Source organism: Marinomonas foliarum (assembly GCF_016906065.1).
Classification (GTDB): Bacteria; Pseudomonadota; Gammaproteobacteria; order Pseudomonadales; family Marinomonadaceae; genus Marinomonas; species Marinomonas foliarum.
The window spans coordinates 3761585-3774657 of record NZ_CP070273.1; the positions used below are offsets into that span (position 1 = coordinate 3761585).

Genomic DNA, 13073 nt, shown 5'->3' on the forward strand with positions numbered 1-13073 from the left:
AATTTGAGGTTTTTCATGTTATCAGCAGCAATAATAACTGGTTTAGGTTTAGGCAGTATGTATGCCTTGCTGGCTCTAGGTTTTCACATTACTTATATCGTTAATAATACTGTTAATTTTGCTCAAGGGAGCGCCATGATGATCGGCGCTGTACTGGCATACACTCTCTGTATTACTTGGGGAGTATCTTATTGGATTGCGTTCTTTTTGACTTTACTGATATGCGCAGTTTATGGCTTAGCTATCGAACGATTTTTAGTAAGGCCTTTTGCTAGTAGAGGTTCTGAAGCTTGGTTAATGGCTACCGTCGCTGGCGGGATTTTAGTTGATAATTTAGCTTTATTTTCATTTGGTAAAGAGCCACGTCAGTTCACAAGTGAGCTAGCTAATTTTAGTTTGGATATTTTGGGGGCCGGAGTGTATGCCATGCAGATAATCATTCCTGTTGTCGGTTTGGCTATCGCTATTGCTTTAGTGGCAATCCGCAAATATACGAAATTAGGTAAAGTATTACAGGCATGTGTACAAAACCCAAAATCTGCTCAGTTGATGGGCATTAATGTGACAAAAGTCGTCGCAATTAGTTTTGCGATATCAACTGTATTTGCTGCTGTTGCTGGTATTTTAATCGCACCATTATTTGCTGTGCACTCTGACATGGGGACACTATTTGGTCTAAAAGCATTTGCAGTGGCAATTTTAGGTGGCATTTCTAGCGCTAAAGGTGTTTTTGCTGCAGGGCTTATCTTTGGTTTAACAGAGGCCATTATTACCATTTATTTTGGATCTGCATTTACTCAGATCATTACATTTTCTTTAGTTATTGCGGCATTAGCTATTAAACCTAATGGCTTATTTGGTCGCGGGCAGGCGGTTAAAGTATGACAATGATGAATAATAAATCATTCTTTGGACTAGGGTTATTAACCCTAGTTAGTTTTACCTTATGTTTTTTGCTAGATAGTTATTCGTTATTAGTCTTCACGCTCTGTGTGTTAACTGTACTTGTGGGGGTGGGGCTAAATATTTTAATGGGAATGAGTGGGCAAATCAGTTTTGGCCACATTGCTTTTTACGCGATTGGCGCCTATGTAAGTGCACTGCTGCTCATAAATGAAGTGCCATTTGTATTCGCCATTATTATTGCCGCATTTGTGAGTGGTTTTGTAGGTATTCTTCTTGCTATTCCTGCCTTACGAGTAAGTGGACCTTACTTAGCTATGATAACTATTGCATTTGCATTTGCAGTTCATCACGGTCTAATGGAGTGGCGTGGTCTCACCGGTGGTGCCAACGGGCTAATGGGGATTCCCATGCCTACTTTAGGCGATATTGATCCCAATCAGTTATTAGCATTAGCTGCTTCATTTTTAATGTGCATCTCTCTCTTTGCTTATGCTCTGCTGTATAACAGTGGTTGGGGGAAATCCATGCGAGCAGTTAAAGCGAGTCCAATTGCGGCTCGTTCATTAGGCTTTAATCCCATTCAAACAAAAACAGCCGCTTTTGCTATATCGGCTTGGTTTACTGGTCTAGCGGGGGCTATTATTCCTCCATTGATGATGTATATCAGTCCAAGTACCTTTCCATTTTCACAATCAATTTTATTTGTTTTAGTCGTTATTATAGGAGGGACCGGCACATTATGGGGGCCTGTGTTTGGCGCGATAATTGTGGTTGTGTTACCGGAAATGCTGTCTCCGCTAGCAGAGTATCGTTTACTGATTTTTGCAGCACTTTTACTTTCTGTTCTATGGGGCGCACCTCGTGGGTTATTTGGGGAATTACAAAGACGTTTTGCTAAAACTCAAATTGAGCTACCACCTAAATTAGTTAATCAGCAGTTACTCCTCCAGTTTTATGATCGTGCGAGCAATGCCATAACTGGCTTGAAAGTAGATAATATTGGTATTCAGTTTGGTGGCGTTAAAGCAGCGCAATCTGTCAGCTTTGACGCCTCTTTAGGTAACGTGACTAGTATTATCGGTCCTAATGGAGCAGGTAAAACTACCGTACTTAATATGATTAGTGGCTTCTATCAGCCGGATCAAGGCTGTATTGAACTTGGTGAGCAATTAGCGGGTAAAAATGCGTATCAAATCGCACGTAGTGGTATTGCCCGCACATATCAAACTAGCCAACTATTTGATGACATGTCGGTATTGGAAAACCTTTTATCGGCCATGCAGCAAGGCTACATGGGAACCCCATTTGTTTCTCAAAAAACAGGTCAAAAAGAACTGGCTTTAAATTTATTGGCTTTAGTTGGCTATAGCGGCTCAATTCATACACCCAGCCAAGACTTACCGCATGTAGATCGTCGATTAGTAGAAATTGCACGTGCCTTAGCGACTCGTCCTTGGGTGTTATTGCTTGATGAGCCAGCCGCAGGTTTAAGTCGACAAGACACCGACAAGTTATCAGCATTGTTAAGGGTAATCGCAAGTTATGGTATTGCTGTTATTTTGGTTGAGCATGATATGCCATTAGTTATGGAAGTTAGTGATCAAATACTTGTATTGGATGCTGGAAAACCCATTGCTCAGGGAGCACCGAATATTATTCGCCAAGATAAAACTGTTATTGAAGCCTATCTGGGAGGGACTGATTATCAAGCTCAACCAAGAAAATCTCCTTGGAAAGGTAATAAGGATGCTGTTCTGTTTTGTAAAAAGTTAAGCGTTGATTATGGAGCAGCACCTGTCGTTCACGATGTTGATATTGTCGTTTATCCTGGTGAATTAGTTGCTATATTGGGCGCTAATGGAGCCGGGAAAAGTAGTATTTTACAAGCGTTAGCTGGACTGAAAAGGCCAATTTCAGGTCACATTGGATTACAGGATGAATATATTAATGAATTGAGTGCCAATGAAATTGCACATCGAGGTTTAGCACTGGTACCTGAAGGGCGCCAGCTTTTTACGAATTTATCAGTGAGAGATAATTTATTAATGGGGGCCTATTCACGTACGGATATCGTTGATGAAAATGCTGAGATAAATGAAATTTTAAACCGCTTTCCCAGACTGAAAGATCGTATTGACTCAGAGGCTGGACTCTTGTCTGGAGGAGAGCAACAAATGGTCGCTGTTGGGCGTGCGCTAATGGCAAAACCGAAAGTCTTATTGTTGGACGAACCTTCTTTAGGCTTGGCTCCAGCTATGATAGGTGAATTGTACGATGCTTTAGCAACATTGCGCGATGATGGTGTTACTATTTTATTGGTAGATCAAATGGCTAATTTAGCATTACAAGTTGCAGATCGAGGCTACGTGTTAGAAACAGGTCGAATTGTAAAATCTGCTAATGCTAAAGAGTTATTAGCTAATCCAGAGCTTGAGCAAGCATACATGGGGGGCAGTTAATGTCGGCAGATGTCATTATCAAAAATGCTCGATTAAATGAAAAAAATGAACTTTATTCATTGTTTATTAAAGATGGTAAATTCATTGATATTCAGAGCCTAAAGCAGAAAAAAGAGGAAGGGTTTAAAAAACAAAATCTTGAAAATAAATCAGCGCTTTCGAATAAAACTATTATCGATGCTGCAGGTCAGCTTATATTGCCAGCTTTAATTGAAACACATATTCATTTAGACAAGGCATGCATTTTTTCCCGCTGTCAGTTAAAAGAGGGCACGCTAGAAGAAGCCATTACGCAAACTGCAAAAGCAAAAGCCTCTTTTACTTATGATGATGTATATCAACGTGGAAAAAAAGTGATTGAAAAAGCGATAAAACAAGGTACAAGTTTTATGCGTACTCATGTTGAAATTGACCCTGTTATTGGTTTAATTAGTTTCAATGCCATTAAACAATTAAAAATTGACTATGCTTGGGCCATGACTGTTGAACTCTGTGTATTCCCTCAGGAAGGCTTACATAATAATCCAGGTACATTTGAGTTATTAGAGCAAACATTGCAGCAAGGAGCAGACCTCCTAGGTGGGTGTCCATACACTGACAGTGAACCTCAACGGCAAATTGAAACGCTTTTTAAGTTGGCTTCTAAATACGACGTTGATCTAGATTTTCATTTAGATTTTGATCTTAATCCTAATAATATGAGCCTGCCTTATATTATCGAGATGACCGAAAAATTTAATTATCAACACCGTGTAACTGTTGGACATGTTACAAAACTATCAGCTATCGAACCTGAGAAGCTTTATATAATAGCCAAAAAAATGGCTTCTGCTGGCGTACAACTGACAGCGTTACCTAGTACTGACTTATTCCTAACTGGGCGGGACCATCAATATAATATTCCACGAGGAGTTGCACCATTAATGTCTCTTGCTAAAGCTGGCGTTTGTTGTTCGATATCAAGTAATAATATAGAAAATCCTTTCACACCCTACGGTGATGCGTCACAAATACGCCAAGCTAATTTGTACGCCAATGTGGCGCAATTAGCGACTCAAAGCGAGTTGTCAAAGTGTATGCACTGGATATCTACTGACTCAGCTAAATTAATGAGTTTATCAAACTATGGAATAAGAGTTGGAATGGATGCTGACGTCAATTTTTTTAATGCTCAAAATGAGTCTGAAGTAATTGCCACAGTGTTAGCACCAACTATGGGCTTGAAACGAGGTAAAATAACGTTTGAACGCAAAGAAGTAGAGCTATTTTTTCCTGACTAGTAAAATCACATAAAGTGGGTGTTGGAGGGCACCCACTTTATTGATTACTTGATTTAAATATCCTTTAGAGCACTGGCTAAATCAATATCTAATCCTTGGTTGTCATCTAAAACAAGCTCAGCTTCAAGATTATTTAAATGTTCAAGCATCACTTTTACTGCCAAATCATTATCGCCTAGACGCAGCGCATCAAGTACTTTTTTATGCTCATTGTGTTGGCATGTTGGCACATCATTGCGTTGGTACAAAGATACAATTAATGAACTACGTACCATTAAATTGTCGAATATTTCTTTAAGAACTGTGTTATCACATATATCAGCCAGTAAGCGGTGATAATCACTTAATTTTCCTACAATAGCTTGTCGGTCAGTACCGCTTGTAACTTCAAGCTCACCTAACATATGGGCGTTAATTATATCCCAGTGTCTTTCAATTTTTTCTATTGAGATAGCTTCGACAATACCTCGCTCGACAGATCGGCGTGCAGCAAATATTTCTCGAGCTTCTTGTGCGCTTGGCTGAGAGACAAATGCACCTCTATTTGGCTCAATTGTCACAACTCGCTGTAAAGAAAGTCGTTGTAAAGCGGTTTGAACATGATTTCTATTCACATTTAATGCTCCAACAATCTGAGCCTCAACTAAACGTTGTCCAGGCTTTAAACGGTGTTGTGCAATTGCTTTAGACAGAGTGTCGATTATTCGTTGTACCTCAGCTTGCTTTTTACTTGAAGCCTTCGATTTGCTTTGTGTCATGTAGTGAAGTTACCTTGAGATTGATCCGAGTTGTTAACGCTAGAAGTCATCCGAGAACGATAATTAGATAGCACAAAATTCACTCACAAAGAGGCAGAGCTATTTTACGTCGAATATAGACAACGTCTTTAGCAATATAGAAATAGAGTATATGAGAAAGTATAGCATGAATCATTGCTAGCAATAATTTGTCAATATAGCCTTTATCTCGGTCTCGCCTATGAATTTGAAAGGTCCATCCACGCCGAATGAAGATTAAAGTCATTGTTAAGCATGCTATTGCCAAATCAGCGAAAGCCAGTTTAACTGGTTACCGACAACTCTAAATATCAGGGTATTGCTGCCTTTCATGCATTGTGCATAGAGCTAGTCGCAGCCATTATTGCCGATTCAGGCCTGCCAGAAGGAGCGTTCAAAAAGTATTGATGTGCTCATTACTCAACTGGCTGGCTTGGTGGCTATAACTTCCAGTGGGCGTGGGCGAGTGGTTTTTGTGCTGGGCAATATGTTTGATTGGTAATATTTAAAACAAAACAATGAGCTATAATAAAGCCAAGGTTCATGCTTTTACATTCATGCACCTTGGCTTTTTTGTGCCATTTAAAGGGCTAATGTCATTTAGTAAGCATATTACGCAATACATATTGCAATATGCCGCCGTGTTTGTAGTAGTCCCATTCTTTTGGAGTGTCTATGCGCAAATCGGCTTGGACGTTTATTTTTTCACCATTGTCTTTTTCAGCCACCAGAGTTACTTCATCGACTTTGTCACGTAAACCCTCGATAGAAAACACCTCTTGCCCTGTAAGGCCTAAAGACTCATGACTTTCCCCGTCTTTAAACTGCAGCGGTAACACGCCCATGCCAATTAAATTGGAACGGTGAATTCGTTCATAACTTTGTGCAATAACCGCCTTTACGCCCAGAAGCAGAGAGCCTTTCGCTGCCCAGTCACGGGATGATCCCGTACCATACTCTTTGCCGGCCAGAATAATAAGTGGCGTATTCTGTTTCTGATATGACATTGCCGCATCGTAGATACTGGCTAGGTTATTGTCAGGTTGGGTACGAGTTACACCGCCTTCCGTACCAGGGGCGAGAAGGTTTCTCAGTCTTATGTTGGCAAAAGTGCCACGCATCATAACTTCGTGATTGCCGCGACGTGAGCCATATGAATTAAATTGAGCTTTTTCAACGTCGTTTTCTTTTAAGTACGTACCTGTAGGAGAGTCTGCCTTAATAGTACCTGCTGGGGATATATGGTCTGTGGTGACAGAATCCCCAAGTTTCGCTAAACAGCGTGCATCCTTTATCGTAGGAATACCTGGAGGCTCGACGGTCATACCATCAAAGAAAGGGGCTTTTTTAATATACGTAGATGAGTCATCCCAGTCGTATAATTTTCCATCAGGAACCTGAATTTGTTGCCAACGATGGTCACCTTCATAAACGCTTGCGTAGTTCTTTTCAAACATGCTCTTGGTGACCGTTTCTTTTACCAAGTCACTAACTTCTTTTACGCTTGGCCAAATATCTTTTAGATAAACATCGTTACCTTGTTCATCGTGCGTTAATGGTTCATTGTAAACATCAATATCTGTTCGTCCTGCAATGGCATAGGCAACAACAAGTGGTGGTGAAGCCAATAGGTTCATTTTAATATCTTGATGAATGCGGCCTTCAAAATTGCGGTTGCCCGATAAAATAGAGCTTACTATGAGTTGGTGCTTTTGAATCGCATCTGATATTTCGCTCGCTAATGGACCTGAGTTACCAATACAAGTGGTACAGCCGTAGCCGACTAGGTTAAAACCAAGATACTCTAAATCGTCCATTAAGCCTGCTTTTTGCAGATAGTCGGTTACCACTTTGGAGCCAGGGGCCAGCGAGGTTTTTACCCATGGCTTTACATTAATACCTAGCTGTTTGGCTTTTTTAGCAACTAAACCTGCCGCTAAAATAACGCTTGGATTAGAGGTGTTGGTACAGCTAGTAATAGCAGCAATGACACAGGCACCATCATTCAGTTCAAATTCGTGGCCTTTAAATTTAACATTCGCGGCCCCCATAAATTGGGCTTCATTGACCGGTTCATCGACATCATTTGCAGGGCCTTCACTTTCGATAACAGTGTGGTTTTGGTCATTCCTTTCACGACGTTCCAAGCGTTCATTTTGAAAGTCTTTTAGATGGTTGCGTAACACTTTGCCTGCTTGGTCAAGGGCAATCCTGTCTTGTGGACGCTTAGGTCCTGCTAAACTTGGTACCACATCACCCAATTTTAACTCTAAAGAATCGGTGTAATCTGCTTCATCACCATTATTACGCCATAAGCCTTGGTGCTTGGCATACTCTTCAACGAGTGTAAGTTGTTGTTCGTCACGGTTTGTTAAGCGCAAGTAGTTGATGGTTTCGTCATCAATTGGGAAAATGCCGCAGGTAGCACCGTATTCTGGAGCCATATTAGCAATGGTTGCTCTGTCAGCCAGAGGTAGATCGGCGAGTCCATCACCATAAAACTCGACGAACTTACCCACTACGCCATGATTACGCAGCATCTCGGTAACCGTGAGCACTAAGTCGGTTGCTGTTGTACCTTCAGGCAGGCTGCCACTTAGCTTAACCCCGACAACTTGTGGGATAAGCAAGCTAATAGGTTGCCCCAGCATGACGGCTTCGGCTTCAATACCGCCGACCCCCCAACCGAGAACACCCAAACCATTAATCATGGTTGTGTGAGAGTCTGTACCGACTAGTGTGTCTGGATAGGCGAACTTTTGACCGTTTCTATCTTCATTGAAGACGACCCGGGCTAAATATTCTAAATTGACTTGGTGAACAATGCCGGTTGCTGGTGGTACGACTTTTAAGTTATCAAATGCGGTTTGCCCCCAACGCAGAAATTCGTAACGTTCTTTGTTTCGTTCGTATTCCAACTTTGCGTTTAAATCAAATGCGTTGTCATTACCATAACCATCGACTTGCACGGAGTGGTCAATCACCAATTCAACAGGAGAAAGAGGGTTTATTTTTGCCGGATTGCCACCCAATCTTTCCATCGCATCGCGCATGGCGGCTAAATCTACAATGGCGGGCACTCCTGTGAAATCTTGCATGACAACGCGGGCAGGTGTGAAAGCGACTTCTGTAGAGGGGAGTGCGTGAGGATCCCAGTCTAGTAGGGCTTGGATATCTTGCGCTTTGACACTCACGCCATCTTCATTGCGGAGTAAATTTTCAAGTAATATTTTTAAAGAAAAAGGTAGTCGTTTAGTGGCAGAGCCAAGTTCTTTCAAGGAGTTAATTTGAAATGCTTCGCCGTTAACTGTGAGTTGTTGCTGGGTGTTGAAACTATCGTTCATCATCGTCCCCTTCATTATTGATAAGGATTTACAGCCGTTTTTTCTCTTATATGTAAAAAAGTATATATTATGCTAACGGAATCTGCGGGCACGGAGGGAGTGTGCAATGACTAAATCAAATTGGTTGGATGTTATTTCCTTATTTTAAGTAAGGTGATTCATGCTACTTCACTACTTTATAAACTACGGCAATATCCGCTTCAGCAAAGACTGCTTTCATTGCTTGTTTGAAGACTTCACTGAGTTGGCAAAGGTTGCTCAAGTTGATTGTCTAGGGCGACAGCAAGGCGCGTGTCCTTTTGCATATGCTTAAGCTGATTGAAAGCTGCCGACCACTGCAAGAAACCCATTCTGCTCATTATATTACGATAGCTGCTTGGTCGACTTTGTTGTTTTTAATTCATCTAGTCCTGCTTGAAATGTCATCATTGGACGATAGCTTAAGTCTTGTTTGGCTTTGGTAATATCTAGGGTAACCTCTACAGCGCTTGTGGCGTATTCTTGGAAAGTAACAGGAAGTGGACTGCTTTTTGGGGCTAGACGACGGCGTAAGCTGTCTAGCTTTGCAATTACGAGAGGAATAAAAGCAGGGATGTTTTTATCTGGCACAGTTAGCCCGTGCGCTTCGATTATGCCGGAAATGGTCTCTCGGAATGGTCTATCATCGCCATCGCTAATGAAATAGATTGCCTTAGGGGTGCCGTGATAGAGAGAGGCTTCAATTGCATTGCATAAGTTAGCAATGTGTGTCGTTGACGAGAGATAGTGTCCGCCGCCGATCCAGGCAAAAGTTTGATTTTCAATAGCCTTTAGTATTTGTGGCATGGCTGTTGTATCGTCGCGACCCCAGACAAAGCGAGGTCTCAGCACAATAACAGTGAAAGTGTCACAATTCGCATTCAACACTATCTTTTCTGCTAGTTGCTTGGTGTGTGAGTAGTCTCCTACACTTTTTTTTGGATATGAGGCGTTTTCCGATACATTTTTTATAGGCTTGCCTGTTAGTAGTACTGAATCAGTGCTGATATGAATGAACCGTTTCACTCCAGCTGCCTTTGCGGCTTTGAGCAGTTGGGCTGTACCATCGACATTAGTTTTAAATTGGTTTTTGGAAAGGTTCTTGTGATCTGTATCCGCGGCTGTATGAATTACGATGTCGCAGTCTTTTAGGTCATTCGTTAGTGTGTGACTAAGTAAATCCCCATATACGAATGTTAATTGGGTGTCTTTAAGGATTTTGGTTTTTTCTTTGTCTCGTGAAAGACCAACGATCTCATGAGACTGAGCTAAGTGCCTAGCAACATTCCGTCCAACATAACCTGTAACGCCTGATATAAAAATTTTCATAGAGTACCTATATAAACTTGTAATTTAACATGTGAACATATTTTGTGATTTTGTTCACAAGAGGTAACTTAACAGGTTAACACTTGATGTCAATGTGTTTTTCAGACATGCTTTCGTGTCTACAGAAGATGGATAGAATTTAACGTAATGATTCTCAGAGAAGCGCAAAAACTCATTTTGAAATATGGGTACCCTAAAGTGACCATGACAGACATTGCCAATGCCTGTCAGATCTCTCGAACCACTCTTTATAAATCATACCCAAATAAAGAGTCGATTGTCGTAGGGCTAATTAATGAATCACTAGAGCATAATATTCGTGAGACAGAAGGGTTAGCTTTGTCTGATCTATCGTTTCGTGGAAAGCTTGAACGTTTTTTTGATGTTTGGACGCTTCAGCCAGCAGCTTCAGTGATAGAGTTGGATACAGGGCGAGATATTTTACAAAATGTATCTTCTTATGCGCCTGACGCAGTTAATAATCACTATGAAATTTTTCAGGCTATGCTTGCTGAGTTAATCAGAGGTGTTCTGCCAACGGATTCTAGTTTGGATGCTCAAGATTTAGCTTACATTTTTTCAGTTACTTCTCGTGGAATTAAGGCTGATGCACAAACTTTAGAAACATTAACAAATCAAATTGACCTATTAATCGATATTATAATTAAAACGGTCGAACCTGTTTTTTTAAATATGACTTGAAGCGAAGGTAAATGCCGAACGGCTTAATTTAATAACTCTCTTAATGGAATGTTGTTTTGTATGGTGTAGTCGATTGCTGCTGAATTTTAAGATTTCATTTTTCTCAAAAAATGCTCACGTAAGGACGCGGCTTACAGGCCAAGAAAGCTCATATTCCAATTTTATGGAGCGATGAATTTAGATAGCACACTGAGAAGAGAGAAAAGGAAAGAAGGTAGAGGAGTACTCCATTACCTTCTTAAATGTTACTGCAATCACTACTTTATTACTTTATAAACTGCGGCAATGTCTTCCTCTGCAAAGCCTGCTTTTATCGCTTGCTTAAAGGCTTCATTAGCAATAGCGGCGGTTGGCAAAGGCTGCTCAAGTTGATCGCCTAGGGCGACGGCAAGGCGCATGTCCTTTTGCATGTGCTTAAGCGGAAAGCTGGTGGTGTAGTCTTCCTTTAGCAGCATGGCGCCTTTGCCTTTAAACATCGGATTCGCCATGGCGCCAGCATCAACGATGTCTAAAATCTGCTGACCGTCTAAACCGGCTTTTTGTCCTAAAGACATGCCTTCACTGAAAATGCTTAGCATGCCGCCCATCATCATATTTACGACGAGCTTCATGTTTGCGCCTTGGCCGACTTCACCGAGGTAGGGTGACATTTTACCCATCACCTCAAACGCACTTTTTGCGTCGTCATAAAGCGATTGATCGCCCGCAGCAAGAATGATTAACGTGCCGTCTTCAGCGGGCTTTTTCGTACCTGAAACAGGCGCTTCTAAAAAGCGTCCGCCTGCTTGAGAAATTAAATCGGCAATGGCTTTTGAGGTTGTGTCGTCAACCGTCGACATATCAACGTAACCACGACCAGCGCCAATGCCTGCCGCGACGCTATCAGGGCCTTGGCAAAGAGCTAACGCCGCTTCAGGGTCAGACACCATGGCGAAGGTAATATCGCAATTTGTCGCTACGTCTTTTGGTGTTGCGCCTTGGCGAGCGCCTAGAGATACTAACTCAGCACATTTTTCTGGGTTACGATTCCAAACGGTTACGTCAAATCCCGCTTTTACTAAATTTGTAGCCATGGCTTTCCCCATAATGCCCAAACCTAAAAAACCAACATTAGCCATAAAACTCTCTCTTATTTGCTGTTATTTCCGACAGTGTAACAAATAGAAAAAGTCATCGTCTGCAAATAATGGCGGTAGGTAAACAATGGTACTGTTGCGATTGAAGTGTTCGAATGTGAAGGTTAAGTCTTTGCTACTTGCTTTTGATCAGCCACCAGTTCCATAACCCAGTCAATAAAGCATTCGGAACTGTATTGGTTGGCGTTTTTGGTTCGAGTTAAGAAGAAGGCGTTGTTTTTACATTCAATAGGAGGTGTGAGGGCGATCAAACTACCGTCAGCGATTAAATCCTCCACATGCCAATCCCAAGCAAGGGCAATGCCTAGGCCATTTTGTGCGGCATGAACGACGGCGATTTGGTCTTCCATCTGAATTTCGTTTAATGGCTCTTGATAGTCTATTGCTGAGTGAGCTGCCCAGGTTTTCCAGTTTTCCCAGAAGTCAGGGGCGTCTTTGAGGCCTAGCAGGGGTTGCTGCCAGATACTTTCTAAATTGTGACATTCCGGACGTTTTTCCAGAAAACTGGGACTGCACACTAGTAGCATTCTTTCGTTAAACAGCAAAAAATTGTTTTTATAAGACGTTTTTAGTGAGGAGTAATAAAACGCCACATCGTATTCGTCGCTGTTCACTTCACTCATATTACGCTCATTATTAATGCTTATATTGAGCATGATATCTGGGTATTTATCACGAAAATTATCTAAATGAGGAATGAGCCAGAAGTGGCTAAAGCACGCGCCAATTTCTAAATTAAGGGGCAGAGGAGAGACTTTATCATCCATTTTTTTTGACTCTTCAGCCAAGACAGTCAGAGTTTGTCTAACGGTTTCTAAATAAATTTGTCCTTTTTTTGTCAGTTCTAGGCCTGTTTTCTTGCGAATAAATAACTTGGTGTTCAGAAAGTTTTCTAGTTGTTTTATTTGTTTGCTAACCGCTGTCGGAGAAACGCAAAGCTCATTGGCAGCGCTGGTTAAGGTACCAAGACGAGCCGATGCTTCAAACAAAATAAGGCTGCTTAAAGAGGGAATAGTTCGGTTATTTATTGGCATGCAAACAGCTATCCTAAACTTTTAGTTCAAGTTAGCCTAACAAAATAGCGTTTTACTTACAATTCAAGCTTCCTAATATGGATATAAAA

9 protein-coding genes are annotated in these 13073 nt (G+C 41.4%); 4 read left to right on the forward strand and 5 right to left on the reverse strand.

All coding sequences use genetic code 11. From position 1 onward, the window contains the following. The first annotated feature begins 15 nt into the window (after positions 1-15). From JSY38_RS17440 to JSY38_RS17450, 3 genes are read left to right on the forward strand one after another with little or no spacing between them, the layout of a single operon-like run. On the forward strand, positions 16-885 hold the full coding sequence (locus JSY38_RS17440; protein WP_205114423.1) for a branched-chain amino acid ABC transporter permease: 870 nt from the start codon (positions 16-18) through the stop codon (positions 883-885). Further along, on the forward strand, positions 882-3365 hold the full coding sequence (locus JSY38_RS17445; RefSeq protein WP_205114425.1) for a branched-chain amino acid ABC transporter ATP-binding protein/permease: 2484 nt from the start codon (positions 882-884) through the stop codon (positions 3363-3365). Before JSY38_RS17440 ends, JSY38_RS17445 begins: the two co-directional genes overlap by 4 nt. Next, positions 3365-4645: an amidohydrolase family protein gene (locus JSY38_RS17450; protein ID WP_205114427.1), complete on the forward strand. Its 1281-nt coding sequence runs from the start codon at positions 3365-3367 to the stop codon at positions 4643-4645. Before JSY38_RS17445 ends, JSY38_RS17450 begins: the two co-directional genes overlap by 1 nt. A 53-nt stretch (positions 4646-4698) precedes the next feature. Here JSY38_RS17450 and JSY38_RS17455 read toward each other — a convergent pair whose 3' ends face one another. The 3 genes from JSY38_RS17455 to JSY38_RS17470 all read right to left on the reverse strand — a co-directional run bounded on the left by JSY38_RS17455 (position 4699) and on the right by JSY38_RS17470 (position 10112). Then, the gene (locus JSY38_RS17455) at positions 4699-5403 is read right to left on the reverse strand and encodes a GntR family transcriptional regulator (protein ID WP_114412234.1); all 705 of its coding nucleotides are present in this window, start codon (positions 5401-5403) and stop codon (positions 4699-4701) included. Between the two features lie 614 nt (positions 5404-6017). After that, a complete protein-coding gene (acnA, locus tag JSY38_RS17465; RefSeq protein WP_239544654.1) occupies positions 6018-8765 on the reverse strand; it encodes an aconitate hydratase AcnA in 2748 nt (915 codons plus the stop codon). Positions 8766-9128: 363 nt separating this feature from the next. Further along, a complete protein-coding gene (locus tag JSY38_RS17470; RefSeq protein ID WP_205114430.1) occupies positions 9129-10112 on the reverse strand; it encodes an NAD-dependent epimerase/dehydratase family protein in 984 nt (327 codons plus the stop codon). Positions 10113-10259: 147 nt separating this feature from the next. On the opposite strand from JSY38_RS17470, the gene JSY38_RS17475 reads away from it, so the two are divergent. Continuing rightward, positions 10260-10814, forward strand: a complete 555-nt coding sequence (locus JSY38_RS17475; RefSeq protein ID WP_114412231.1) for a TetR/AcrR family transcriptional regulator — start codon at positions 10260-10262, stop codon at positions 10812-10814. A 257-nt stretch (positions 10815-11071) separates the two neighbouring features. Here the strand turns inward: JSY38_RS17475 and JSY38_RS17480 are convergent, their stop codons facing one another. Beyond that, positions 11072-11932, reverse strand: a complete 861-nt coding sequence (locus JSY38_RS17480; RefSeq protein ID WP_205114432.1) for an NAD(P)-dependent oxidoreductase — start codon at positions 11930-11932, stop codon at positions 11072-11074. A gap of 122 nt (positions 11933-12054) precedes the next feature. Further along, positions 12055-12984 carry a LysR substrate-binding domain-containing protein gene (locus tag JSY38_RS17485; RefSeq protein WP_114412229.1) on the reverse strand — a complete coding sequence of 310 codons (930 nt, stop codon included), beginning with the start codon at positions 12982-12984 and terminating at the stop codon, positions 12055-12057. Positions 12985-13073 lie beyond the last annotated feature (89 nt).

Coding starts and splice junctions, on each gene's coding strand:
- JSY38_RS17440 (WP_205114423.1), top strand. CDS start 16: ATGTTATCAGCAGCAATAATAACTGGTTTAGGTTTAGGCAGTATGTAT.
- JSY38_RS17445 (WP_205114425.1), top strand. CDS start 882: ATGACAATGATGAATAATAAATCATTCTTTGGACTAGGGTTATTAACC.
- JSY38_RS17450 (WP_205114427.1), top strand. CDS start 3,365: ATGTCGGCAGATGTCATTATCAAAAATGCTCGATTAAATGAAAAAAAT.
- JSY38_RS17455 (WP_114412234.1), bottom strand. CDS start 5,403: ATGACACAAAGCAAATCGAAGGCTTCAAGTAAAAAGCAAGCTGAGGTA.
- acnA (WP_239544654.1), bottom strand. CDS start 8,765: ATGAACGATAGTTTCAACACCCAGCAACAACTCACAGTTAACGGCGAA.
- JSY38_RS17470 (WP_205114430.1), bottom strand. CDS start 10,112: ATGAAAATTTTTATATCAGGCGTTACAGGTTATGTTGGACGGAATGTT.
- JSY38_RS17475 (WP_114412231.1), top strand. CDS start 10,260: ATGATTCTCAGAGAAGCGCAAAAACTCATTTTGAAATATGGGTACCCT.
- JSY38_RS17480 (WP_205114432.1), bottom strand. CDS start 11,932: ATGGCTAATGTTGGTTTTTTAGGTTTGGGCATTATGGGGAAAGCCATG.
- JSY38_RS17485 (WP_114412229.1), bottom strand. CDS start 12,984: ATGCCAATAAATAACCGAACTATTCCCTCTTTAAGCAGCCTTATTTTG.